Source organism: Streptomyces sp. bgisy130 (assembly GCF_057708345.1).
Genome location: NZ_JBYISA010000009.1, coordinates 174661 through 196574 on the forward strand (window position 1 = coordinate 174661; position 21914 = coordinate 196574).

The 21914-nt window shown below is 71.5% G+C and carries 19 protein-coding genes and 1 tRNA gene; 7 read left to right on the forward strand and 13 right to left on the reverse strand.

Features of this window, described 5'->3' with window-relative positions; translation table 11 throughout:
• Nucleotides 1-83: 83 nt before the first annotated feature.
• Both AC3EUV_RS15310 and AC3EUV_RS15315 read left to right on the forward strand, forming a co-directional pair.
• Entirely contained in the window at nt 84-401 is a 318-nt protein-coding gene (locus AC3EUV_RS15310; protein WP_432140797.1) for a chaplin, read from the forward strand.
• 188 nt (nt 402-589) lie between these two features.
• Nucleotides 590-1450, forward strand: a complete 861-nt coding sequence (locus AC3EUV_RS15315) for a spermidine synthase (RefSeq protein ID WP_435603132.1) — start codon at nt 590-592, stop codon at nt 1448-1450.
• A 38-nt stretch (nt 1451-1488) separates the two neighbouring features.
• Here the strand turns inward: AC3EUV_RS15315 and AC3EUV_RS15320 are convergent, their stop codons facing one another.
• Nucleotides 1489-2058 carry a superantigen-like protein SSL4 gene (locus AC3EUV_RS15320; RefSeq protein WP_435603133.1) on the reverse strand — a complete coding sequence of 190 codons (570 nt, stop codon included), beginning with the start codon at nt 2056-2058 and terminating at the stop codon, nt 1489-1491.
• A gap of 120 nt (nt 2059-2178) precedes the next feature.
• On the opposite strand from AC3EUV_RS15320, the gene AC3EUV_RS15325 reads away from it, so the two are divergent.
• The 3 genes from AC3EUV_RS15325 to AC3EUV_RS15335 all read left to right on the forward strand — a co-directional run bounded on the left by AC3EUV_RS15325 (nt 2179) and on the right by AC3EUV_RS15335 (nt 5604).
• Nucleotides 2179-2871, forward strand: coding sequence for a response regulator transcription factor (locus AC3EUV_RS15325; protein WP_435603134.1), 693 nt, complete (start codon nt 2179-2181; stop codon nt 2869-2871).
• Between the two features lie 86 nt (nt 2872-2957).
• Nucleotides 2958-4361: a HAMP domain-containing sensor histidine kinase gene (locus tag AC3EUV_RS15330; protein ID WP_432140793.1), complete on the forward strand. Its 1404-nt coding sequence runs from the start codon at nt 2958-2960 to the stop codon at nt 4359-4361.
• A 193-nt stretch (nt 4362-4554) separates the two neighbouring features.
• Nucleotides 4555-5604, forward strand: a complete 1050-nt coding sequence (locus AC3EUV_RS15335; RefSeq protein ID WP_435603135.1) for a chitinase — start codon at nt 4555-4557, stop codon at nt 5602-5604.
• A gap of 245 nt (nt 5605-5849) precedes the next feature.
• Here the strand turns inward: AC3EUV_RS15335 and AC3EUV_RS15340 are convergent.
• The 4 genes from AC3EUV_RS15340 to AC3EUV_RS15355 all read right to left on the reverse strand — a co-directional run bounded on the left by AC3EUV_RS15340 (nt 5850) and on the right by AC3EUV_RS15355 (nt 8646).
• Nucleotides 5850-5925 (reverse strand) — tRNA-His (locus tag AC3EUV_RS15340).
• A gap of 162 nt (nt 5926-6087) precedes the next feature.
• Complete coding sequence (gene orn, locus AC3EUV_RS15345; RefSeq protein WP_042155020.1) at nt 6088-6705, reverse strand: oligoribonuclease; 618 nt, start codon at nt 6703-6705, stop codon at nt 6088-6090.
• 5 nt (nt 6706-6710) lie between these two features.
• The gene (locus AC3EUV_RS15350; RefSeq protein WP_042155019.1) at nt 6711-7991 is read right to left on the reverse strand and encodes a GlxA family transcriptional regulator; all 1281 of its coding nucleotides are present in this window, start codon (nt 7989-7991) and stop codon (nt 6711-6713) included.
• 349 nt (nt 7992-8340) lie between these two features.
• Nucleotides 8341-8646, reverse strand: a complete 306-nt coding sequence (locus AC3EUV_RS15355) for a hypothetical protein (protein WP_432140791.1) — start codon at nt 8644-8646, stop codon at nt 8341-8343.
• 366 nt (nt 8647-9012) lie between these two features.
• On the opposite strand from AC3EUV_RS15355, the gene AC3EUV_RS15360 reads away from it, so the two are divergent.
• Entirely contained in the window at nt 9013-9534 is a 522-nt protein-coding gene (locus tag AC3EUV_RS15360) for a universal stress protein (protein ID WP_018093093.1), read from the forward strand.
• A gap of 370 nt (nt 9535-9904) precedes the next feature.
• Here AC3EUV_RS15360 and glmS read toward each other — a convergent pair whose 3' ends face one another.
• On the reverse strand, nt 9905-11734 hold the full coding sequence (glmS, locus tag AC3EUV_RS15365; protein ID WP_432140790.1) for a glutamine--fructose-6-phosphate transaminase (isomerizing): 1830 nt from the start codon (nt 11732-11734) through the stop codon (nt 9905-9907).
• Between the two features lie 66 nt (nt 11735-11800).
• Nucleotides 11801-12091 carry a hypothetical protein gene (locus tag AC3EUV_RS15370; protein WP_085928477.1) on the reverse strand — a complete coding sequence of 97 codons (291 nt, stop codon included), beginning with the start codon at nt 12089-12091 and terminating at the stop codon, nt 11801-11803.
• A 189-nt stretch (nt 12092-12280) separates the two neighbouring features.
• On the opposite strand from AC3EUV_RS15370, the gene AC3EUV_RS15375 reads away from it, so the two are divergent.
• Entirely contained in the window at nt 12281-13885 is a 1605-nt protein-coding gene (locus AC3EUV_RS15375) for a beta-N-acetylhexosaminidase (protein WP_432140789.1), read from the forward strand.
• 49 nt (nt 13886-13934) lie between these two features.
• Here the strand turns inward: AC3EUV_RS15375 and AC3EUV_RS15380 are convergent, their stop codons facing one another.
• From AC3EUV_RS15380 to AC3EUV_RS15405, 6 genes are all read right to left on the reverse strand, one after another.
• Nucleotides 13935-14810: a geranyl diphosphate 2-C-methyltransferase gene (locus AC3EUV_RS15380; protein WP_387236127.1), complete on the reverse strand. Its 876-nt coding sequence runs from the start codon at nt 14808-14810 to the stop codon at nt 13935-13937.
• Between the two features lie 32 nt (nt 14811-14842).
• Nucleotides 14843-15904 (reverse strand): family 2 encapsulin nanocompartment cargo protein terpene cyclase, encoded by a 1062-nt coding sequence (locus AC3EUV_RS15385; RefSeq protein WP_435603136.1) that lies wholly within the window; start codon nt 15902-15904, stop codon nt 14843-14845.
• Nucleotides 15905-15923: 19 nt separating this feature from the next.
• The gene (locus tag AC3EUV_RS15390) at nt 15924-17366 is read right to left on the reverse strand and encodes a family 2B encapsulin nanocompartment shell protein (protein ID WP_435603137.1); all 1443 of its coding nucleotides are present in this window, start codon (nt 17364-17366) and stop codon (nt 15924-15926) included.
• Between the two features lie 426 nt (nt 17367-17792).
• Entirely contained in the window at nt 17793-18950 is a 1158-nt protein-coding gene (locus AC3EUV_RS15395; RefSeq protein WP_435603138.1) for an acyl-CoA dehydrogenase family protein, read from the reverse strand.
• Between the two features lie 5 nt (nt 18951-18955).
• Nucleotides 18956-19897 (reverse strand): hydroxymethylglutaryl-CoA lyase, encoded by a 942-nt coding sequence (locus tag AC3EUV_RS15400; protein ID WP_435603139.1) that lies wholly within the window; start codon nt 19895-19897, stop codon nt 18956-18958.
• Complete coding sequence (locus AC3EUV_RS15405) at nt 19894-21906, reverse strand: acetyl/propionyl/methylcrotonyl-CoA carboxylase subunit alpha (RefSeq protein WP_435603165.1); 2013 nt, start codon at nt 21904-21906, stop codon at nt 19894-19896. The genes AC3EUV_RS15400 and AC3EUV_RS15405 overlap by 4 nt, the downstream gene beginning before the upstream one ends.
• Between the last annotated feature and the right edge of the window lie 8 nt (nt 21907-21914).

The window sequence follows — 21914 nt, forward strand, 5'->3', positions numbered from 1 at the left end:
CCGGAAGAGGGAACGCCCGCATCCCTGCCTCTTTTCGCTCGTTGTGACCGGTTGCCCCATTCGCGAACTGAAAGGAGAATGGGATGAAGCGGTTTGTTACGACCGCCGCGATGACTGCGGCCAGCTGTGCCATGGTTCTGGGTGGCGCAGGCATCGCATCCGCAAGCGGGGACCACGGCCGTCACCACCGTGGCGACCACTTCAACCGTCACGACCACCGCGGGCTGTACAACCACCGCAGTGGTGCCAACGCGGCGGGTTTTGCGGCGGGTTCCCCGGGCATTCTCAGCGGCAACAATGTCCAGGTCCCGATCAACATCCCGATCAACATCTGCGGCAACAGCCTGAATGCTGCCGCGCTGCTGAACCCGGCATTCGGAAACGTCTGCCTCAATAGGTGACCCGCCCGCCGGTCCGGATGGACATCGGACCGGCACGGGTCGTGATGTGCAGTTGGCGGATCGCCCCTGACCTCGGTCGTGGGTGGTCCGCCACTCTGCTCCCTGCCCCCGGGCCCCGGGCCTCCCGAGCACCGCTATCGCGCTGACCAGCGGATACGGCATTCCGGGCACCGGCCATACTGGAGGGCATGGCGAAGAGCAGACGCGGGCGCGGCGGCCCGGAACCCGTCACCGGAACGGTGGACGGCGGCCTTGCCGAGCTACGGCCCGACCGTGACCGGCCACGCGGCTGGACGCTGCTGATCGACGGTGCTCCGCAGTCCCATGTGGACCTCGACGACCCGGCCTATCTGGACTTCCCCTATCAGCGGCGGCTCGGGCATGTCGCCGATCTGGCCGGACCGGCCGGCAAACCGCTGCGCGTCGTGCATCTCGGCGGCGGCGCCCTGACCCTGGCCCGCTACGTCGCCGCGACCCGCCCGCGGTCCACCCAGCAGGTCGTGGAGATCGACACCGCCCTGGTCCAGCTCGTCCGCCGGCAGCTGCCGCTGGATGGCGGCTGGCGGATACGGGTGCGCGGCGGCGACGCCCGCGCCGGTCTCGCGAAGGTCCCGGACGGCTGGGCGGATCTGATCATCGCCGATGTCTTCGCCGGCGCCCGTACGCCCGCGCATCTGACCAGCACCGAATTCGTGACGGAGGTCCACCGGGCGCTGCGGCCCGGCGGGTTCTACGCGGCGAATCTCGCCGACGGGCCGCCGCTGCGGTTTCTGCGCGGCCAGCTCGCCACCGTCCGTACGGTCTTCCCCGAGCTGTGTCTGACCGCCGACCCGGCCGTCCTGCGCGGCAAGCGCTTCGGCAACGCCGTGCTGCTGGCCGCCGAAGCGGAGCTGCCCATCGCCGAACTGACCCGGCGGGCGGCGACCGATCCCCAGTCCGGCCGGGTCGAACACGGCCGCGCGCTGCTGGACTTCACCGCCGGCGCGGCCCCGGTCACCGACGCCACCGCCACCGCCTCGCCCGCCCCGCCGGCCGACGTCTTCGACTGACGGCTGACGGCGGACGGCTGACGGGCGCGCCTTCGCGCCTAGGTTGCCTGGTTGCTGGTCGTCACGGTCGGCGGATGGTCGTTCCAGGTGCAGATCACGGACGTATGGCCGCCGTCGCCGCTGGTGAAGTCGACCCGCAGCCACCCCACTTGCTTCCACACCTGCATCTCCCAGCCGGGGTTCGGCGTCGCCGACACCAGCTGGGCGTACCGGCTGTCCATGTCGAGGACCACCCGACCGCCCGATGTGGCATAGCTCTTGACCTGGCCGTCGGCGGCCGGGGTGGCGCCGCCCGGCGGGTCGCTCGGAGGCCGCGGCCGGGTGGAGCCGGTGGGTGACGGCATGGCCGGGTGTGACGGCGTGGGGTCGTCGGGTGCCGTGCTGCGGGTGGGGGAGGGGGTCGGCTTGGGGCGGTGGGTGGAGGAGACCCGTGGGGTGGCGCCGTCCAACTGCTGTTCCGAAGAGCCCACTTGGCTGGTCAGCGGCAGGGCGCGCGGGGCGTCGTACGCCGTGCCGGACAGCACGGTGTGCACGCCGAACCACGACAGGGCGACCGCCGCCCCGGTCGCCAGCGTCCAGGCCGCCACGTGAACCAGTCCTCGTTGCATTGGGCTCATACTGCACCACCGGCCCGCCGGGTGGCAGCCCGGGCCGGGCGCAGCGGACCGCACCGCCCCGCTGTCAACTCCGGTCCGGAGGTGTCACTCGCATGGCGTACGGTGCCGCCCATGGCAAGTGTGCTCGTGGTCGAGGACGACCAGTTCGTACGCTCGGCCCTCATCCGGCATCTGACCGAGGCCGCCCATACGGTACGCAGTGTCGGTACCGCTCTGGAGGCGCTGCGCGAGGTGGCTCACGTCGGCTTCGACGTCGTCATTCTCGACCTCGGTCTGCCCGACCTGGACGGGGGCGAGGCGCTCAAGATGCTGCGCGGAATCACCGATGTCCCAGTGATCATCGCCACAGCCCGGGACAACGAAGCCGACATCGTGCGGCTGCTGAACGACGGCGCCGACGACTACCTCACCAAGCCGTTCTCCGTCGAGCATCTCTCGGCCCGGATGGCGGCCGTACTGCGCCGCTCCCGGGCCGCCGCGGCCGGTGCGGAACCGCCCTCACGAGTGATCCGGGTCGGCGGCCTGTCCATCGACCCGCTGCGCCGGCAGGCCGAACTGGACGGCTTCGCCCTCGACTTGACCCGCCGGGAATTCGATCTGCTGGCATTCCTCGCCGGCCGGCCGGGCGTCGTCGTCGCCCGCCGGGAACTCCTCGCCGAGGTCTGGCAGCAGTCCTACGGCGATGACCAGACCATCGACGTCCATCTGTCCTGGCTGCGCCGCAAGCTGGGCGAGACCGCGGCGAAGCCACGTTATTTGCACACCCTGAGGGGTGTCGGAGTGAAGCTGGAGCCGCCTCGGTGAGCGTCGGACGCGAGGCGGCCGGGCCGCGGACGGCGGAGCGCCGCACCTCTGCGCCTCGTAGGCGGAACAGTGAAGGATGAACATCAGTGAGATGGGCCCTGGTCAAGGTGGCGCTGGCGGTCACCGCGATGGTCGTGGTCGCCTTCGCCGTCCCCCTCGGACTGGTCGTCAAGGAGCTGGCCCGCGACCGCGCCTACTCCAATGCCGAGCGGCAGGCCGCCACCATCGGCCCGGTCCTCGCCATCACCACCGACCGCGGCCAGCTCGAACGCGCCGTCGCCAGCGCCGAGACCGGCTCCGGCGGCCGGATCGGCGTCCACGTCCCGGCCGGCGGCAAGAGCGACAGCCCCGCCGAGATCGGCACCCGGCGCGCTCCGCAGGCCGACGTGGCGGCCGCCGTCAAGCTGGGCCGGGCCTCCATCTCGCCGGTCGCCGGCGGCACCTCGCTCCTCCAGCCGACCGCGGTCGCGTCCGGTATCGCCGTCGTCGAGGTGTTCGTCCCCGATGAGGCGCTCACCCGGGGCGTCGCCACCTCCTGGCTGCTGCTGGCCGGCGTCGGTCTGGCGCTGATCATCGGCTCGGTCGCGGTCGCCGACCGGCTCGGCACCCGTATGGTGCGGCCCGCCGAGCGGCTGGCCGGTGCCGCCCACGACCTCGGCAAGGGCAAGCTCGGCGTCCGCGTCCAGGAGGACGGCCCCAAGGAACTGCGGTCCGCGGCCAGCGCGTTCAACGCGATGGCCGACCAGGTCGTGCAGCTGCTCGCCAACGAGCGGGAGCTGGCCGCCGACCTCTCGCACCGGCTGCGCACCCCGCTGACCGTGCTCCGCCTCAACACCGCCTCGCTCGGGGACAGCCCCGCCGCCGAGCAGACCCGGTCCGCCGTCGAGCAGCTGGAGCGCGAGGTCGACCAGATCATCCGCACCGCCCGGGAGCAGAAGGCCCAGACCCGGCAGGCGGCCGCCGCGGCGGGCTGTGACGCCGCCGAGGTGATCCGCGAGCGGATGGCGTTCTGGTCGGCGCTCGCCGAGGACGAGGGCCGCACGGTACGCGTCGCCGGCGCGGACCGCCCCGTACGCGTCCCCGTCGCCCGCCCCGACCTCGCTGCCGCCCTGGACGCGATGCTCGGCAACGTCTTCCGGCACACGTCCGAGGGCACCGCGTTCGCGGTCGATGTCCACAACGCCGAGGAGGCGGTGATCGTGCTGGTCTCGGACGCCGGGCCGGGCATCGACGACCCGGACGCCGCGCTGCGCCGGGGCCACAGCGGCGGCGGGGACGGCTCCACCGGCCTGGGGCTGGACATCGTGCGCCGGCTGGCCGAGTCCACCGGCGGTGACGTCCGCATCGGCCGCTCGGTGTACGGCGGGACCGAGGTGCGCGTCTGGCTGGCGCTGGACGGCGGGGGCGCCCCGCACGGCGGACGGCGCGGCCGCCGGCTGCGCCGCACGCTCTGTTCCCGGGGGCGGCGGGCGCTGCGCATCGGCACCTGAGCGGGCTGCCGGCCGGGCGGCACGGCGGGCAGGTGCCAGGGGCTCTTAACCACCCCCTTCCGCTGCCTTAAGGCCGCCATAATTCCGCCAACTGCCGCTCCATTCCCGGCATTTGTCCGTTTCGCTGTCGCTAGCGTGCGGGACGCACCACGGTGCACTCCCACCCCCCCATGCGACGACAGGCAGGCACGAGATGAGCCCCTCGGTACACCGCCGGCGCAGCAGCCGCACCACCAAGCTGATCGTGACCGGTGCGGCCGCCGCGGTCGCGGCCGGCGGAGCCTTCGCCGTCGCCGGCTCCGCCCTGGCCGCCAAGGCACCGCGGACCGCGAGCCCCACCGCGAAGGCGGCGGCCGGCTTCGCCCCGTACGTCGACACCTCGCTCAGCCCCGCCTACGACCTGGTCGGCACCGCCAAGAAGACCGGGGTGAAGACCTTCCACCTCGCCTTCGTCACCTCCGGCGGCGGCTGCGAGCCCAAGTGGGGCGGCTCCGGCGAGCTGGGCGACGACGCGGTGGCCAAGCAGATACCGGCGCTGCGCGCGGCCGGCGGCGACGTCCGGGTCTCCTTCGGCGGTGCCAACGGCTCCGAGCTCGGCGTGGCCTGCGGCTCCACGGGGGAACTGGCCGCCGCCTACGGCAAGGTCATCGACCGGTTCAAGCTCACCAAGGCCGACTTCGACATCGAGGGCGGCGCACTGCCGAACACCGCCGCCAACACCCGCCGTGCCCAGGCCATCAACCGGCTCCAGAAGAAGCACCCCGGCCTCGACGTCTCCTTCACCCTGCCGGTCATGCCCGCGGGCCTGACCCAGGACGGGGTGAACCTGCTCGCCGACGCCAGGAAGAACGGCGTGAAGATCTCCGCCGTCAACATCATGGCGATGGACTACGGCCCCGCCTACAGCGGCGACATGGGCACCTACGCCACCCAGGCCGCCACCGCCACCCAGGGCCAGCTCAAGAAGGCCCTCGGCCTCAGCGACGCGGCCGCCTGGAAGACCGTGGCCGTGACCCCGATGATCGGCGTCAACGACGTCCAGAACGAGGTCTTCCGCCGCGCTGACGCCACCGAGCTGGTGAAGTTCGCCCGGACCAAGCACCTGGCCTGGCTGTCGATGTGGTCCTCGACCCGCGACCGGGCCTGCCCCGGCGGCGCCGGCAACTCCGCGCAGCCGACCTGTAGTTCCATCGAGCAGCAGCCGCTGGACTTCACCAGGGCCTTCGGCGCCTACAAGGGCTGACTCCCCACCGGCGGTCCGCCCCCACGGACCGCCCGTCCCCCAGACCGGGGCGCAGCGGGCTCCCCCCACCCGCTGCGCCCCGCCGTCGTCTCCCCACGGCACGCCCTCACGGCGCCTCGCAGTCACCTGCCCTCTTCACGGTCACTCTTTGTGCGGATAGCGGCACCCTCGGCAGCGTCGGTTGGGCCACCAACCGGACGCCCACAAACGCCAAGGCCCCCGACCTGAGGTCGGGGGCCTTGAAGTGGGGTGAGTAACGGGACTTGAACCCGCGACATCCTGGACCACAACCAGGTGCTCTACCAGCTGAGCTATACCCACCATGACCGGTGCTGTGTGGTTCTTTTTCCCCACCGGCTGAGAAAAAGTGTACAGGGTCCGGAGGGGTGCTCGCGCCCAGGTTTTGTGTCCCGGGCCCGAGGGCGTGTCGTGCGGGTCACGGTGGCCCCGTGGACACCCGCACGACACGCGCCCTGTGGCTTGCTACGGCGTGGACTGCGGCTCAGCGGGAAGGACGTGCTTGGCGGCGATGGCCTTCGCGGTGTCCGAGTCGGGGCCGGGCTGCGGCACGAAGACCGCCTCCCGGTAGTAGCGCAGTTCCGCGATGGATTCACGGATGTCCGCCAGCGCCCGGTGGTTGCCGTTTTTGTCCGGACTGTTGAAGTAGGCCCGCGGGAACCAGCGCCGGGCCAGTTCCTTCACGGAGGAGACATCGACGATCCGGTAGTGGAGGTAGCTCTCCAGCGTCGGCATGTCGCGCAGCAGGAAGCCGCGGTCGGTGCCGACGGAATTGCCGCACAGCGGCGCCTTCCCCGGCTCCGGCACATGCTGCTTGATGTACGCAAGCACCTGTGCCTCCGCCGCCTCCAGCGTCGTACCGCCGTCGAGCTCCTCCAGCAGCCCGGAGGCGGTGTGCATCTGGCGCACCACCTCCGGCATGGTGCCGAGCGCCTCGGCCGGAGGGCGGATCACCACATCCACCCCGTCGCCCAGCACATTCAGCTCCGAGTCGGTGACCAGGGCGGCCACCTCGATGAGCGCGTCATTCGCCAGCGAGAGTCCGGTCATCTCGCAGTCGATCCACACCATGCGATCGTTCATACATCTCACCCTACGGGGCGCTCCCGCTGTCCGGGCAGCACGGGGCGGCCCGGACCCCGGCCGACCGGGGATTCCGGCAGCCGGGAGGCGTAGGCGTCCGACTGCGGTTTGCCCGCTTCGGCCGCTTCCGCGGTCGCCAGCCCGTGGCCGGCCAGCGCGGCGGCGGCGTACCGCTCCCCGCTGCCCGCGCCGAGCATCGCCCGCTCGCGCTCCGGCCGCTCGGCACGCTCCGGTCTGAGCGCGGGCTCGGGTCCCCCGTTCTGCGGCCGGCGCGCGCGGTACGCCGCACGGTAGGCCGCGGGCGAGGCGCCCAGCTGTCGCCGGAAGTGGCCGCGCAGGGCGACCGGCGAGCGGAAGCCGCAGCGCCCGGCGACCTCGTCCACCGAATAGTCGGAGGTCTCCAGCAGCCGCTGGGCCTGGAGCACCCGCTGGGTGATCAGCCACTGGAGCGGGGCGCTGCCGGTCAGCGAGCGGAAGCGCCGGTCGAAGGTGCGCCGGCTCATATACGCACGCGCGGCCAGCGTCTCCACGTCGAACTGCTCGTGGAGATGTTCCAGCGCCCAGGCGACGACCTCGGCGAGCGGGTCGGCGCCGATCTCTTCAGGTAATGACCTGTCCAGGTAGCGCTGGTGTCCCATGTCGGACGCGGTCCGGCGGGGCGGCACGACGAGCCGGCGGGCCAGCGCGTTCGCGGCGTCCGCGCCGTGGTCGGTGCGCACGATGTGCAGACACAGGTCGATACCGGCCGCTGTTCCCGCGGACGTGAGCACATCGCCGTCGTCGACGAAGAGCTCGCGGGGGTCCACATGGACGGACGGGTAACGCTTGGCGAGCGTCGGTGCGTACATCCAGTGGGTGGTGGCCGGGCGGCCGTCGAGCAGTCCGGCCGCGGCGAGGACGAACGCCCCCGTGCACAGCCCGACGATTCTGGCGCCTTCTTCATGCGCGCGGCGCAGCGCGTCGAGCGCCGCAGGCGGCGGCGCCTGGGTGATGGATCGCCAGGCCGGCACGACGACCGTCCCGGCACGGGAGATCGCCTCCAGCCCGTAGGGGGCGGAAAGTTCCAGCCCCCCGGTCGTGCGCAAAGGCGCATCTTCGCCCGCGCACACAAGCAGCCGATACCGCGGAACGCCTGCGTCCTGTCGGTCGATGCCGAAGACCGAGAGCGGAATGGAGCTCTCGAAAATGGGGCCGCCGCTGAAGAGGAGCACCGCGACTATTTCGCGGCGTCGTCGGGCGGCGAGCTTGCGTGCGGCATCTGGTACGGCAGCGGAGTCCTGGCTCATGGCACTTAAGCCCCCCTCGGTCGTCTCGCCCTCTCGGTCCTGCACAGTTCCCCCGCCATTGCTACCAAGATCGAATCTACTGTGTTCCGTGAGGATGGAGTGCCAAGTTCACCACCCGCTGGTATGTCGATATGGCAACTTGGCGCGAAGCATTCGATCACGAAGCGTTCCACTCGTCGGGCCTACATGGGAAGTACGCGTCTCGGCTCTGCCCGTTCGCAGTAGGGCACAACCATGCCCAGCGGTCCTTTCCTCCCTGCTCACACCAGGGTTGAGGGGTGCCACGGGCAAGGTGTGGACCTCGGCCGGAAGTTGGCTGAAAACGGTCGCGCGCAGACTTGCAGGCGCCTCAATCGACCGGCGTACGCCTTTCGATGTGCCGGCCGCCCCCGTGCGCTGTCGTCCCTGAACGTCCGCTTCTGTCCCGGTGTCGTCCGACCTCACGCACGCGGACCCGTGCGGCGGTCCGTTCGGAATGCCGCAACAGCGCGCGACAGGCGCCGGTCACCGCGGCCAGACCGGCGGCGGCGCCGGCCGCACCGGCCCAGGAGCCGCCGCTGAAGATCAGTACGAGGGGCACCAGGGCACAGCTGAACGCGCCCCAGCGCACCACATCGCTCACTGGGTCGGGTGATCTGTCGGACGGCAACGGCACCGCGCACTCCCCTCGGACGGGCTGCTACTACAACGCGGCCGACGATCATGGGTCACCGCGAGGGGTACGTACGGGGGCAGGCCGGGGCATTGCTATCCGCGCCACGCTCCGGCATGCTCCCGGGGAACGTTCGAGGCCCCACCCACCTCGCACGGGCGCTCCGCGTCCGTGGCGGGCTCTGGGCAGCGGGGGAGTGGCGCCGTACTCTTGGGGTATCGGGTTGGGAAGATGATTCCCAGTCGTATCGTTCCTCTTTGAACTATGGCTCCCGCACTTCGGACGAGTCAGCTCAGTCAACTGCCGGATCAAGTCAATCGCCGTTCCCCGTTCGCCCCTCCGCAAGAGGACGTCCTCGCCGAGACACCAATGGCCGGTCATGAAATCCCCGAACCCGCGGACCGCAAGCAGGTCGCCGATCCCATGGCGGACCTCGAAGCGGCGGAAAAGACGCGCCACTCCTGCGACCCCGCCTTCCGGCACGGCGTCGTGGTCGGCTTCGACGGCTCCATGTCGAGCGAGCGCGCATTGGCGTATGCAATCGGTATGGCCCGGCGCCTGGGCTCCGGTTTGATCATCGTCCATGTGGCCAACCGGCTGCCGACGACCGTCTGGGCGGGCTGTGAGCCCCCCGTCTTCGTGGACGTACCGGATCACCGCACCGAAGTGCTCGGCCTGGAGCTGGCCTGTGCGGATCATCTCACCGAGGTGCCCTGGATCCTCGTCGAGCGCGGCGGGGACATCTGCCATGAGCTGGAGGAGGTCGGCCGGGAGTACGAGGCCGACGCGATCGTGGTCGGCTCCACGCACGGCATCGTCGGCCGGATCTTCGGCTCGGTGGCCGGCCGGCTGGCCCGCCGGGCGCAGCGCCCGGTGATAGTGATTCCCTGACGGGCCCTCGGGGCGGCCCGCGCCCTTCGGCGTCCGCTCAACTCCCCGTGCCGCACCGCCTCTTCAGGCGATCTTTCTCCCCGTCATCAACACAGGTGCGGGGGCGTCATGAGGATTGTGCGCAGCCGCATTTCCGCCGACGCGGCAAGGTGCATCGGGCGTCCGCGAGGGGTAGAAAACCGTCACGTGGGGCGCGCCGCGTCACGGGCCCGGCGGCCGCGCGCACGGCAACTTCGTGCTGCCGGCCGGGAGGTGACGGCTCCCGGGGCGGCGGCATCCCGCCGGCGTATGGGCGACGCCGGTACAGGGGAGGCGGCGGCTCCGCGCGCGTATGGTGGCACGCCCGCGGAGCCGCGGCCCCTTCTCGGGGTTACTCCACCGTGACGGACTTGGCCAGGTTGCGGGGCTTGTCGATGTCGCGGCCGAGGGCCAGGGCCGTGTGGTAGGCGAGGAGTTGCAGCGGGATGCCCATGAGGATCGGGTCCAGCTCGGGCTCGTTCTTCGGGACGACGATGGTGTGGTCGGCCTTCTCCTGCTCCTGGTGGGCGACGGCCAGGATGCGGCCGCTGCGGGCCTTGATCTCCTCCAGCGCGGCGCGGTTCTTCTCCAGCAGGTCGTCGTCGGGGACGATCGCGACGGTCGGCATGGCGGGCTCGATGAGGGCCAGCGGGCCGTGCTTGAGCTCCGACGCCGGGTAGGCCTCGGCGTGGATGTAGGAGACCTCCTTGAGCTTCAGAGAGGCCTCACGGGCCACCGGGTAGCCGCGCACCCGGCCGATGAACATCATCGACTTGGCGTCCGCGTAGGCGGCCGACAGCTTCTTGATGTCCTCCTCGCCCTTGAGGATCTCGTCGATCTGCGCGGGCAGCTTGCGCAGGCCGTCGATGATCCGCTTGCCGTCCGCGACCGACAGGTCACGGATCCGGCCCAGGTGCAGGGCGAGCAGCGCGAAGGACACCACCATGTTGGTGAAGCACTTGGTGGAGACCACGCAGACCTCGGGTCCGGCGTGCACGTAGATGCCGCCGTCGGTCTCCCGGGCGATCGCCGAGCCGACCACGTTCACCAGGCCCAGGACCCGGGCGCCCTTGCGCTTGAGCTCCTGGACGGCCGCCAGGACGTCGTAGGTCTCGCCGGACTGGGAGACCGCGACGTAGAGGGTGTCGGGGTCGACGACCGGGTTGCGGTAGCGGAACTCGGAGGCCGGCTCGGCGTCCGAGGGGATACGGGCCAGCTCCTCGATCATCTGCGCGCCGATCTGGCCCGCGTGGTACGAGGTGCCGCAGCCCAGGATCTTCACCCGGCGCACCCCGCGCGCCTCGCGGGCGTCGAGGTTCAGGCCGCCGAGGTGCACGGTGGAGAAGCGGTCGTCGATCCGGCCGCGCAGCGCGCGGTCCACCGCGTCCGCCTGCTCGGAGATCTCCTTGTGCATGTAGGTGTCGTGGCCGCCCAGGTCGTACGACTCGGCCGCGTACTCGACGGTCTCCGGAGCGGACGTGGTCCGCGAGCCCTCGGTGGTGTACGTGCGGTAGTCGTCGGCCTTGAGCGTGGCCATCTCGCCGTCGTCGAGGGTGACGACCTGGCGGGTGTGCGAGACCAGCGCGGCGACGTCGGAGGAGACGAACATCTCGTGCTCGCCGATGCCGAGGACGACCGGGGAGCCGTTGCGGGCCACCACGATGCGGTCGGGGAAGTCGGCGTGCAGGACGGCGATGCCGTAGGTGCCCTCGATGTGCCGCAGCGCCTCGCGGACCTTCTCCTCCAGCTTCTCGGCGGTGGAGCGGCCGATGAGGTGGGCCAGCACCTCGGTGTCGGTCTCGGAGGCGAAGACGACGCCCTCGGCGGTCAGGCGGGCGCGCAGGTCGGAGGCGTTGTCGATGATGCCGTTGTGGACGACCGCGACCTTGCCCTCGGTGTCCCGGTGCGGGTGGGCGTTCTCGTCGGTCGGCGCGCCGTGGGTGGCCCAGCGGGTGTGCGCGATGCCGGTGGAGCCCGCGAAGCGCTTGGGCAGCCGGGACTCCAGCTCGCGGACCCGGCCCTTGGCCTTGGCGGTCTTCAGGCCGCCGGTGGCCTTGCCGGTGCCCTTGGCGTGGATGGCGATGCCCGCGGAGTCGTAACCCCGGTACTCCAGGCGCTGAAGGCCCTCGAGGAGCAGCGGGGCGACATCACGTTTGCCGATGTATCCAACGATCCCGCACATACAGTGACCCTCCCAGTAAAGCGTTGTGGCAATGGTGCGTGCTGCCCGGCGTCCCGGGCGTGGCCGTCAGCCGTAGACGATGCGGCGCAGCTGGCGGGGCGAGAGACCGGGCGGGGCCACGGCGCGGTGCGGCATCTCGTGGCCGATCCGTTCGAAGATCGCCTCGTTGCGCAGTCCCTGGGACTGGAGCTCCCGATGGCGGCGGCGGACGAATTCCTCCGTGGTCTCGTCGAAGTACGCGAGCACGTCCAGCACCACCCGGGCGGCCTCACCGCGCTGAAGCGGTGTGCTGCGCACCAGGTGGTCCACCAGGTCTTCGTGCGGCGCTTCAGCGCTGCGGTGACGGCGTTCGAGCACCCGTAGATACTGCGGGGCGGCGCGAGGAATCGCAAGAAATCTGCCCGCTATCGGGCACGTCCCCGATTTGGCGGCCGGAAACTGGTCTGAACCTTGACCGGAATCGAGGCTCACGGTACGCATGGTCACCGTTCGGTCGCTCCATGCCATGCACCATGCCATGCACGAGGTTCGCCGAAGGGACCGTCGATGAGACGACGCAGACTGCTGTTCTCGCTGCTGCTGGTCGCGGCGGCGGGGCTGGGGACCGCCGCCGTACCACCGCAGGGCGCCGCCGGGGCCGCTCCCCGGGCCGCCACCCCACTGGACCGGGTGATCCCCGCGCCCGCGTCCGTACGCGGCGGCGGGGAGGCCTACACCCTCGGTGACCGCACCCGCATCCGGGTCCCCGGCGGCTCCGGGGAGGCCAAGCGGATCGCCGGCTATCTGGCGGCGCTGCTGCGGCCCGCCACCGGCCTCGCCCTCCCCGTCACCACCAAGGACGGCCGGGACGGCATCGTCCTGCGGCTCGGCGGCAGCGGCACCGGCGGGCTGGGCGCCGAGGGCTACCGGCTGACCTCCGACGGCCGTGCGGTCACCCTCAGCGCCGCCCGCCCCGCCGGCCTCTTCCACGGCGTCCAGACGCTGCGCCAGCTGCTGCCCGCCGATGTGGAACAGCGGCGAGCCGCGCGCGGGCCCTGGCGGATCGCCGGCGGCACCATCGAGGACTCCCCGCGCTACGGCTACCGGGGCGCGATGCTCGATGTCTCCCGGCACTTCTTCACCGTGGCGCAGGTCAAGCGGTACATCGACCAGCTCGCCATGTACAAGATCAACAAGCTGCATCTGCATCTCTCGGACGACCAGGGCTGGCGGATCGCCATCAAGTCCTGGCCGCGGCTGGCGACTTACGGCGGCTCCACACAGGTCGGCGGCGGCCGCGGCGGCTACTACACCAAGGACGACTACCGCGAGATCGTCCGCTACGCCGCGTCCCGCTATCTGACCGTCGTCCCCGAGATTGACATGCCGGGCCACACCAACGCCGCGCTGGCCTCCTACGCCCCGCTCAACTGCAACGGCCAGGCACCGCCGCTCTACACCGGCACCGAGGTCGGCTTCAGCTCCCTGTGCGTGCCCAAGCAGGAGACCTACGACTTCGTGGACGACGTCATCCGTGAGCTCGCGGCGCTGACACCCGGCCGCTACCTCCACATCGGCGGCGACGAGGCACACTCCACCAGCCATGCGGACTATGTGGCCTTCATGGACAAGGTGCAGCCGGTGGTCGCCAAATACGGCAAGACCGTGGTCGGCTGGCACCAGCTGACCGGCGCGCACCCGGCGAAGGGCGCCGTCGCGCAGTACTGGGGCTACGACAAGACGGGCGCGGCGGAGCGGCAGCAGGTCGCCGACGCCGCCCGGAGCGGCACCCGGCTGATCCTCTCGCCCGCCGACCGCGCCTACCTCGACATGAAGTACGACAAGAACACGCCGCTGGGCCTGGCCTGGGCCGGCTATGTCGACGCCCGGCGCTCCTACGACTGGGACCCGGGCCGCTACCTCCAGGGCGCGCCCGCGGACTCCGTGTTGGGCGTGGAGGCGCCCCTGTGGTCCGAGACGCTCTCCACCTCCGCGCACATCGAGTACATGGCGTTCCCGCGGCTGCCCGGCATCGCGGAGCTGGGCTGGTCCCCGGCGAGCACCCATGACTGGGACGGCTACAAGGTCCGGCTGGCCGCCCAGGGGCCGCGCTGGGACGCGCTGGGCATCAACTACTACCGCTCGCCGGAGGTGCCCTGGCCGGCGCGGTGAGACGGCTGTGCCGGGCGTCGTCGGACGCCCGGCACGGCACGCGGAGTCCTCAGACCCGGTCGGCGGCGATCATCAGGTACTGGAAGCTGCCGTTGCGGTACGCGGTCAGGAAGGTCTCCTCGATCCCCGTGACCAGGTGGTCGGCCTCCCGGCGCAGTTCCCAGTACGGGAGCGCGGCCGCCGTCAGGTCCTCGACGTGCACCGGGACCAGCCGGTTGCGGGCCATGGCGCGGAAGTACGCCGACCGCGGGTGGATGTCGCAGATGTAGTGGGCGTTGATGAGGGACACCTCACGGGAGGCGCGCCCGTAGGCGTCGTTGTAGCAGCCGGTGATCACCACATAGCGGCCACCGCGCCGCAGCAGCCGCGCGTGCTCGGCGAACAGCAGGTCCAGCTCGACGTACATGCTCGACTCGTTGTTCCAGGACGCCGCGTACGCGCCGGAGGTGAAGCCGGTGTCGAGCATGTTGCGGTGGTGGTAGCGCACCTTGTCGTCGATTCCGCGCTTGCGGGCCTGCGCGTTGGCGAAGTCGGCCTGCTTGGCGGAGATGGTGGCGCCGTCGGTGTGACAGCCGTGGCGCAGATGCGCGACCACGCTGCCGCCGCCGCGCCCGCACCCGGCGTCGAAGACGCGGTCGGTGGGGGAGAGATCGCCCAGGTGGGAGGCGAGGAGCTCGGCCTGGGCGTGTTCCAGGCGGTGCAGTTCACCGGTGACCCGTTCCCGGCGCCGGGCGGGGTCCGGCTCGTTCAGCACCGAGCGGTCGGCGTCCCCGATGCCGTAGTGATGGTGGTACAGGTCGTCGATCTTGCCGAGTTCGAGGTTGACCGGGTTTTCCTCGGCGTTCCAGTAGTCCGCGACCCGTGACTGGTACGTGGACTGGGTCGGCACCGGCGTGCGGGCGGTGTCGGCGTGAGCGATGGTCAACGGTGACTCCTTGCTGTGGTGCGCGGAACGGTCTACCAGTAGTGGGGCAGCTGGTAGCGGTCGGTGTTGGTGGCGTGCCACTCGTGGTTGCCGGCCACCCAGTCGGCCAGGCTCCGGACGTAGCGTTCGAGGAGGGGTGAGGTGGCCGACAGCGGGGCCGACTCCGTCTCGAACGCGGCCATGACCTGGTTGTGGATCTCGACGCTCTTCAAGTAGGCGTCCTTCAGGCCGCGTCGGTCGTTGGCGGCCACCACTTGGGGCAGGTTCAGATGGTCCGGGTCACTCGCCAGCTCCCTGGTGAAGGAGTACAGGTCGTTGACGATGGTCGTGGCGTTGCACGCCAGCGCGGTGACCCGCTGGACCTCGGGGCGGGCGTAGAGCGCCTCGGGCAGTTCGTAGCCGTCCACGGCGTCGACGATGGACAGACAGGGACGGAAGTTGTTGAACTGCCGCATGACGAGGTACTCCCAGACCCGCGGCGTGTGCCGGGTCTCCGCCCAGGCGGCCTCGGCGAGATAGCCCAGGTGCAGCCGGGCGATGTCATGGACGAACCGGTCGGTCTGGCTGGGGGTGGCGAGCGCCGCGTAGTCCTTCAGCGCCCAGTGGTACGAGCGCAGCGGCCCGTCCGCCTGCACGCCGTGCCGCCACTCCTCCTCCAGCTCGGGAGTGCCGTGCAGCGGGTCCAGGGCCGACTGGGCCATGATCAGCCGGCCGCCCAGGCCACGGTGGGCGCCGCCCTTGCCCTCGTCCTCCTCGCAGTAGCAGTTGTCGACGATGTTCTCGGCCAGCAGCAGCTTGCCCGCGACGGTGAGGCGTTCGAGGTCGGCCGCGCCGGGATGCTGGAGGACGACCGCCCGGCCGAACTGGAACTCGGTGAAGTCGCCGCTCCACTGCGCGGGGAACAGGTCCAGCTCGCTGGCCCAGGTCTCCAGTCTGCGGTCGATCTCCGCGGCCTTCTCCGGGTCGGCGGGGGCGACGGGCCGGTACCTGAGCCCGGGGACGGCGCCGCCGGGGCGGCGGGTCCGCAGGGTGCGGGCGAGGTTCGGCGGGCCGGGCAGCGACCACGCGGGGGCGGTGTTCGGGGGGGTGCTCATGGTGAGGGGCTCCACCTGGTCAGTCGGCGCTCCGGCCGATCTGGACGTTCTCCAGGACTCCGACGGCGTCGGGCACGAGGATGGCCAGCGAGTAGTAGGCGGTGACGAGGTAGCTGATGACGGCGGACGGGTCGATGCCCATGAACCGGACGTTCAGGCCGGGCTGGTACTCCTCGGGGATGCCGGTCTGGTGCAGGCCGACGACTCCCTGGTCCGCCTCGCCGGTACGCAGCGCGAGGATGCTGCTGGTGTGCGAGTCGCTGATCGGGATCTTGCCGCACGGGTAGATCGGGACCCCGCGCCAGGCGGGGACCTCGTGCCCGTCGACGTGCGCCGTGCCGGGCACCAGGCCGCGTTTGTTGCACTGCCGGAAGAAGGCGGCGATCGCCTTCGGGTGGGCCAGGAACAGCCGGGTCTTGCGGCGCATGGACAGCAGCTCGTCCATGTCGTCGGGGGTGGGCGGGCCGGTGTAGGTGCTGATCCGCTGGCCGTAGTCGGCGTTGTGCAGCAGGCCGAACTCCCGGTTGTTGACCAGCTCCCACTCCTGGCGCTCGCGGATCTCCTCCACGGTGAGCCGGAGTTGCTGCTGTGTCTGGTCCATGGGGTCGTTGTAGAGGTCGGCGACCCGGCTGTGGACCCGCAGCACGGTCTGGGTCAGTGAGAGCTCGTACTCGCGCGGGGCGAGGTCGTAGTCGACGAAGCCGGACGACAGCGTCGGCTCGCCGACGTGCCCCGCCCGCACCGGCACCTCCGCCTCGCCCTTGCGGTTCATGGGGCGCTGCTGCCGGTCCGCGTACGCCGTCAGGTGGGCGGCCAGGGACGGCACCCGGTCGGTGAACTCCCGGACCACGTCCCAGGGCAGCACCATCAGCACGCCCGCCGTCTCGGCCCGGACCGAGCTCAGCCACCGCGGGTCGTCCCGGCCGATCGCCTCGTCCCCCATCTGGTCGCCGTCCGTGACGACGCCGATGACCTCCTCCTCGCCGTATTTGCCGGCCGTGTAGCGGGCGAAACGGCCGTGCACGACGAGGTACGCCTCGGTGGCGGGCTGCCCGGCCTCGAAGAGGACCTGGCCGGCCCGGACCTCCCGGACCCGGAAGCGGCCGGCCAGCTCCTTGAGGACCTCGGTGTCGGGGTAGCCGCGCAGGACGGGCAGTTCGGTGAGCGTCTGCGGGATCACTCTGATGTCGTCCGCGCCGTTCTGCTCGAACTGGACCCGGCCCCGGCCGACGCGAAGCGTCAGGCGCCGGTTGACCCGGTAGGCGCCGCCCTTGACGTCCACCCAGGGCAGCGACTTCAGCAGCCAGCGCGAGGTGATGGCCTGCATCTGGGGTTCGGACTTGGTGGTGGTCGCCAGTTGGCGCGCGGCCTGGGTGCTGAGGCTGGTGAGCGCGCTGTCTGCGGGTGGTGCGAGAGCGGGCTCTGCGGTGGTGGAACCGGTGACACCGTCCGGTACGGACACTTTCCCTCCCGGGACATGAACAGATATGAGCAAAACGGCCGGTGGTGAGCAAAGCGGCCGTGTGCAGGAGCAAGCCAAACAGGAGGGACGGCAGTGCCGGTACGGCGTGAAAGGGGGCGACCTCGCATCCAGGAGTCATAAACCTCCGGGCGTTGCAGACGGATCATGGTGGTGCGCCCGCACGCCCTCCCGCCGCCGCATGCTCCGCACGCACGGGGGTACAGGCGCGGCCGCGCACAGCGGCGGCCGGGCGCCGGGCGGACGAGCGGGCGGACGGGAGCAGCGCCGGCGGGCGCGGGCGCGGCCGGGGGCATGGGCGAGGGCGGGGCCGGACGGGCGCAGCAAGCGCAAAGAGGCGGCGGCCCGGTCGCCTGACGCGACCGGACCGCCACCCCTCACTTCACCGGGCCCTGCCCGGGACGCGCCCTAGACGACGCCCAACTCCCGCGCGATCAGCATCCGCTGGACCTCGCTGGTGCCCTCGCCGATCTCCAGGATCTTGGCGTCCCGCCACATCCGGGCGACCGGGTACTCGTTCATGAAGCCGTAGCCGCCGTGGATCTGGGTGGCCTCGCGGGCGTTGTCCACCGCGATCTCGGACGAGTAGAGCTTGGCGAGCGCGGCCTCCTTCTTGAAGGGCTCGCCGTGCACCAGCCGGGACGCGGCATCGCGCCAGGCCAGCCGGGAGGTGTGGGCGCGCATCTCCATGTCGGCGAGCTTGAACTGGATCGCCTGGTTGCTGCCGATGGCGCGGCCGAAGGCGTGCCGCTCCTTGGCGTAGCGCACCGACTCGTCCACACAGCCCTGCGCCAGGCCGGTGGCCAGCGCCGCGATGGCGATCCGGCCCTCGTCGAGGATCCGCAGGAACTGGGCGTAGCCGCGGCCCTCCTCGCCCAGCAGGTTGGCGGCCGGGACCCGCACATCGGAGAACGACAGTTCGCGGGTGTCCGAGGCGCTCCAGCCGACCTTGGAGTACGGGGCGCCGACCGTGAAGCCCGGGGTGCCGGAGGGCACGATGATCGAGGAGATCAGCGGGGAGCCGTCGTCCTTGCGGCCGGTGACGGCGGTGACCGTGACCAGACCGGTGATGTCCGTACCGGAGTTGGTGATGAAGCACTTGCTGCCGTTGATCACCCAGTCCCCGCCGTCGCGCACCGCGGTCGTCCGCGTCGCGCCGGCGTCCGAGCCGCCGTCCGGTTCGGTGAGGCCGAAGGCGCCGAGCATCTCACCGCTGCACAGCTTGGGCAGCCACTCGCGCTTCTGCTCCTCCGTGCCGAAGTGGTAGACCGGCATGGCGCCCAGGGAGACGCCCGCCTCCAGGGTGATGGCCACCGAGGAGTCGACCCGGGCCAGCTCCTCCAGGGCGATGCCGAGCGCCAGGTAGTCGCCGCCCATCCCGCCGTACTCCTCGGGGAAGGGCAGCCCGAACAGGCCCATCCGGCCCATTTCCTGCACGATCTCGTACGGGAACGCATGCTGCTCGTAGTACTCGCCGATCTTCGGGGCGACGACGTCGTGTGCGAACGCCTCGACCGTGCGCCGGAGTTCTTCCAGCTCTTCGGGGAGACGGTGATCCAGGGACATGAGGGTCACTCCTTGTGGGAGAGGGCACGGAGGGTACGGGAGGGGCTCGGCCGGCCCAGGGCCTCGGCCATCCACACGCTGGTGGCGGTCAGGCGGTCCAGGTCGACCCCGGTCTCGATGCCGAGGCCGTGCAGCATCCACACGAGGTCTTCGGTGGCGAGGTTTCCGGTGGCGCTCTTGGCATACGGGCAGCCGCCGAGGCCGCCCGCCGAGGCGTCGAGGGTGGTGATGCCGTGCTGGAGCGCGGCGAAGGTGTTGGCGAGGGCCTGCCCGTAGGTGTCGTGGAAGTGCACGCCGATACGGGAGGTGGGCACCCCGGCCTCGTTGAGGGCGGCCAGCAGGGTCTGCACATGACCGGGGGTGGCCACCCCGATGGTGTCGCCCAGGCTCAGCTCGTCGCAGCCCAGGTCGAGCAGCGCCCGGCAGACCCGGACGGTCTGCGCGACCGGCACCGGGCCCTCCCAGGGGTCGCCGAAGCACATCGAGAGATAGCCGCGGACGTGCACCCCGGCGCCCTTGGCCCGCGCGATCACCGGGGCGAACATCGCCAGCGCCTCGTCGACCGTGCGGTTGAGGTTGGCCTTGGCGAACGACTCGGTGGCGCTGCCGAACACCGCGATCCGGCGGGCGCCCAGGGCGAGCGCCCGGTCCAGCCCGCGCTCGTTGGGGACGAGGACCGGGAGCCGGTCCGGGCCGAGGTCGCCCAGCAGCGGGAACAGCTGCTCGGCGTCGGCGAGTTGGGGCACCCACTTGGGGTGCACGAAGCTGGTGGCCTCGACGGTCGGCAGGCCCGCGGCGGCGAGCCGGTGGATGAACTCCGCCTTGATCTCCGTGGGCACCACGGTCTTCTCGTTCTGCAAGCCGTCGCGCGCGCCGACCTCATGGATCCGTACGCGGCTGGGCAGCCCCTGCGCGCACATTTCCATCGGCAGTCCGGGTGCGGTCATCGGGCGCTCTCCTGCCCGCCCTCGGGGGCGCCCGCGGACGCGGTGGCCTCCTCGGGGCTCTCGTGCGGGGCGACCACGGCCAGGATCTGGTCCATGGCGACGGTCGAGCCCGCGGTGACGTCGAGTTCGGTGACGGTCCCGGCGTGCGGTGCGGAGATGACGTGCTCCATCTTCATCGCCTCGACCACCAGCAGGCCCTGGCCCGCGGCCACTTCGTCGCCGACGGCGACCTTGACGACGGTGACGGTGCCGGGCATCGGGGCGGCCAGGGTGTCCGCGCCGTGCGCCCCGGCGGCCCCGCGCAGCGCCGCGGCCACCGGGTCGTAGCTCGTCACCTGCCAGGAGTCGCCGTCCCGGCCGAGCCAGTCGCCGCTGTGGTGGAAGGTGTGCAGCACACCGTTGACGGTGACCCGTACGCGGCCGGGCTCCGGCTGCCCGGCTGGGGCGCCGGGGCGTACGTCGTGCGGCACCGGGTCGTGTCCCGGGACCCGCAGCCAGTGGCGGACCGGTGCGGGCTCGCCGCCGAGCCGGAAGCCGTTCGGCGCGGCGAACGGGTCGCGCCAGCCGCCGTCGGCCACCGCCGGCTCCAGGGCGGCCTGCCGCACCGCCGCGGCCGCCGCGTACACCTCGTCCGGTACCGTGCCGTCGACCAGACCGGCCGCCTCCCGCTCCACCAGGCCGGTGTCCAGTTGGCCGGAGACCACGTCCGGGTGGGCCAGCAGCCGCCGCAGGAAACCGGCGTTGGTGGTGACGCCGAGGGTGACGGTCTCGGCCAGCGCGGCCCGCAGCCGGCGCAGCGCGCTCGCCCGGTCGGGGCCGTGGGCGATCACCTTGGACAGCATCGGGTCGTAGCGGCTGCCGACCTCCCCGCCCTCGGAGAGCCCGGAGTCGGTGCGCACCCCGTCGCCCTGCGGCTCGTGGAGCGCGAGCACCGTGCCGCCGGTCGGCAGGAAGTCGCGGGCCGGGTCCTCGGCGCAGATCCGGGCCTCGATGGCGTGCCCGGTGAGGGTGATGTCCTCCTGGGCGAACGGGAGCGGCTCACCGGCCGCGACCCGCAGCTGCCACTCCACCAGGTCGAGTCCCGTGATCAGCTCGGTGACCGGGTGCTCCACCTGGAGGCGGGTGTTCATCTCCATGAAGTAGTAGGAGGCCGGGTCCTTGCCCGGGACGATGAACTCGACGGTGCCGGCGCCGCGGTAGCCGCAGGAGCGGGCCGCCTGCACGGCCGCCTCGCCCATCGCGGCGCGGGTGGCCTCGTCCAGGAGGACCGAGGGGGCCTCCTCGATGACCTTCTGGTGGCGGCGCTGGAGGGAGCACTCGCGCTCGCCGAGGTGGATCACGTTGCCGTGGCCGTCCGCCAGCACCTGGATCTCGATGTGCCGGGGCCGGTCGATCCAGCGCTCGACGAGCAGGGTGTCATCGCCGAAGGAAGAGCGGGCCTCCCGGCGCGCGGAGGCGATCTCGTCGGCCAGCAGCGCCTCCTCGCGGACCAGCCGCATGCCCTTGCCACCGCCGCCCGCGGACGGCTTGAGCAGCACCGGCATGCCGATCTCGCGGGCCGCGGCGGCCAGTTGACCGTCGTCCAGCCCGCTGCCCGAGGAGCCGGGGACGACCGGGACCCCGGCCTCCCGCACCGTCTCCTTGGCGCGGATCTTGTCGCCCATCAGCTCGATGGCGTCGGCGGACGGGCCGATGAAGACCAGCCCGGCGTCCGTGACGGCGCGGGCGAAGCCGGCGTTCTCGGCGAGGAAGCCGTAGCCCGGGTGGACCGCCTGGGCGCCCGTACGGGCCGCCGCCTCCAGCAGCCGCTCCACGGACAGATAGCTCTCGGCGGCCGGGGCCGGACCGATCCGGACCGCGGTGTCGGCCTCGCGGACATGGCGGGCATCGGCGTCCGCGTCGCTGTACACGGCGACCGAGCGGATGCCGAGGGCGCGCAGCGTACGGATGACACGGACCGCGATCTCGCCGCGGTTGGCGATGAGCACGGTGTCGAAGTTGGTGGCCATACCTGTGG

Coding starts and splice junctions, on each gene's coding strand:
- AC3EUV_RS15310 (WP_432140797.1), top strand. CDS start 84: ATGAAGCGGTTTGTTACGACCGCCGCGATGACTGCGGCCAGCTGTGCC.
- AC3EUV_RS15315 (WP_435603132.1), top strand. CDS start 590: ATGGCGAAGAGCAGACGCGGGCGCGGCGGCCCGGAACCCGTCACCGGA.
- AC3EUV_RS15320 (WP_435603133.1), bottom strand. CDS start 2,058: ATGCAACGAGGACTGGTTCACGTGGCGGCCTGGACGCTGGCGACCGGG.
- AC3EUV_RS15325 (WP_435603134.1), top strand. CDS start 2,179: ATGGCAAGTGTGCTCGTGGTCGAGGACGACCAGTTCGTACGCTCGGCC.
- AC3EUV_RS15335 (WP_435603135.1), top strand. CDS start 4,555: ATGAGCCCCTCGGTACACCGCCGGCGCAGCAGCCGCACCACCAAGCTG.
- orn (WP_042155020.1), bottom strand. CDS start 6,705: ATGAACGATCGCATGGTGTGGATCGACTGCGAGATGACCGGACTCTCG.
- AC3EUV_RS15350 (WP_042155019.1), bottom strand. CDS start 7,991: ATGAGCCAGGACTCCGCTGCCGTACCAGATGCCGCACGCAAGCTCGCC.
- AC3EUV_RS15360 (WP_018093093.1), top strand. CDS start 9,013: ATGGCCGGTCATGAAATCCCCGAACCCGCGGACCGCAAGCAGGTCGCC.
- glmS (WP_432140790.1), bottom strand. CDS start 11,734: ATGTGCGGGATCGTTGGATACATCGGCAAACGTGATGTCGCCCCGCTG.
- AC3EUV_RS15375 (WP_432140789.1), top strand. CDS start 12,281: ATGAGACGACGCAGACTGCTGTTCTCGCTGCTGCTGGTCGCGGCGGCG.
- AC3EUV_RS15385 (WP_435603136.1), bottom strand. CDS start 15,904: ATGAGCACCCCCCCGAACACCGCCCCCGCGTGGTCGCTGCCCGGCCCG.
- AC3EUV_RS15395 (WP_435603138.1), bottom strand. CDS start 18,950: ATGTCCCTGGATCACCGTCTCCCCGAAGAGCTGGAAGAACTCCGGCGC.
- AC3EUV_RS15400 (WP_435603139.1), bottom strand. CDS start 19,897: ATGACCGCACCCGGACTGCCGATGGAAATGTGCGCGCAGGGGCTGCCC.
- AC3EUV_RS15405 (WP_435603165.1), bottom strand. CDS start 21,906: ATGGCCACCAACTTCGACACCGTGCTCATCGCCAACCGCGGCGAGATC.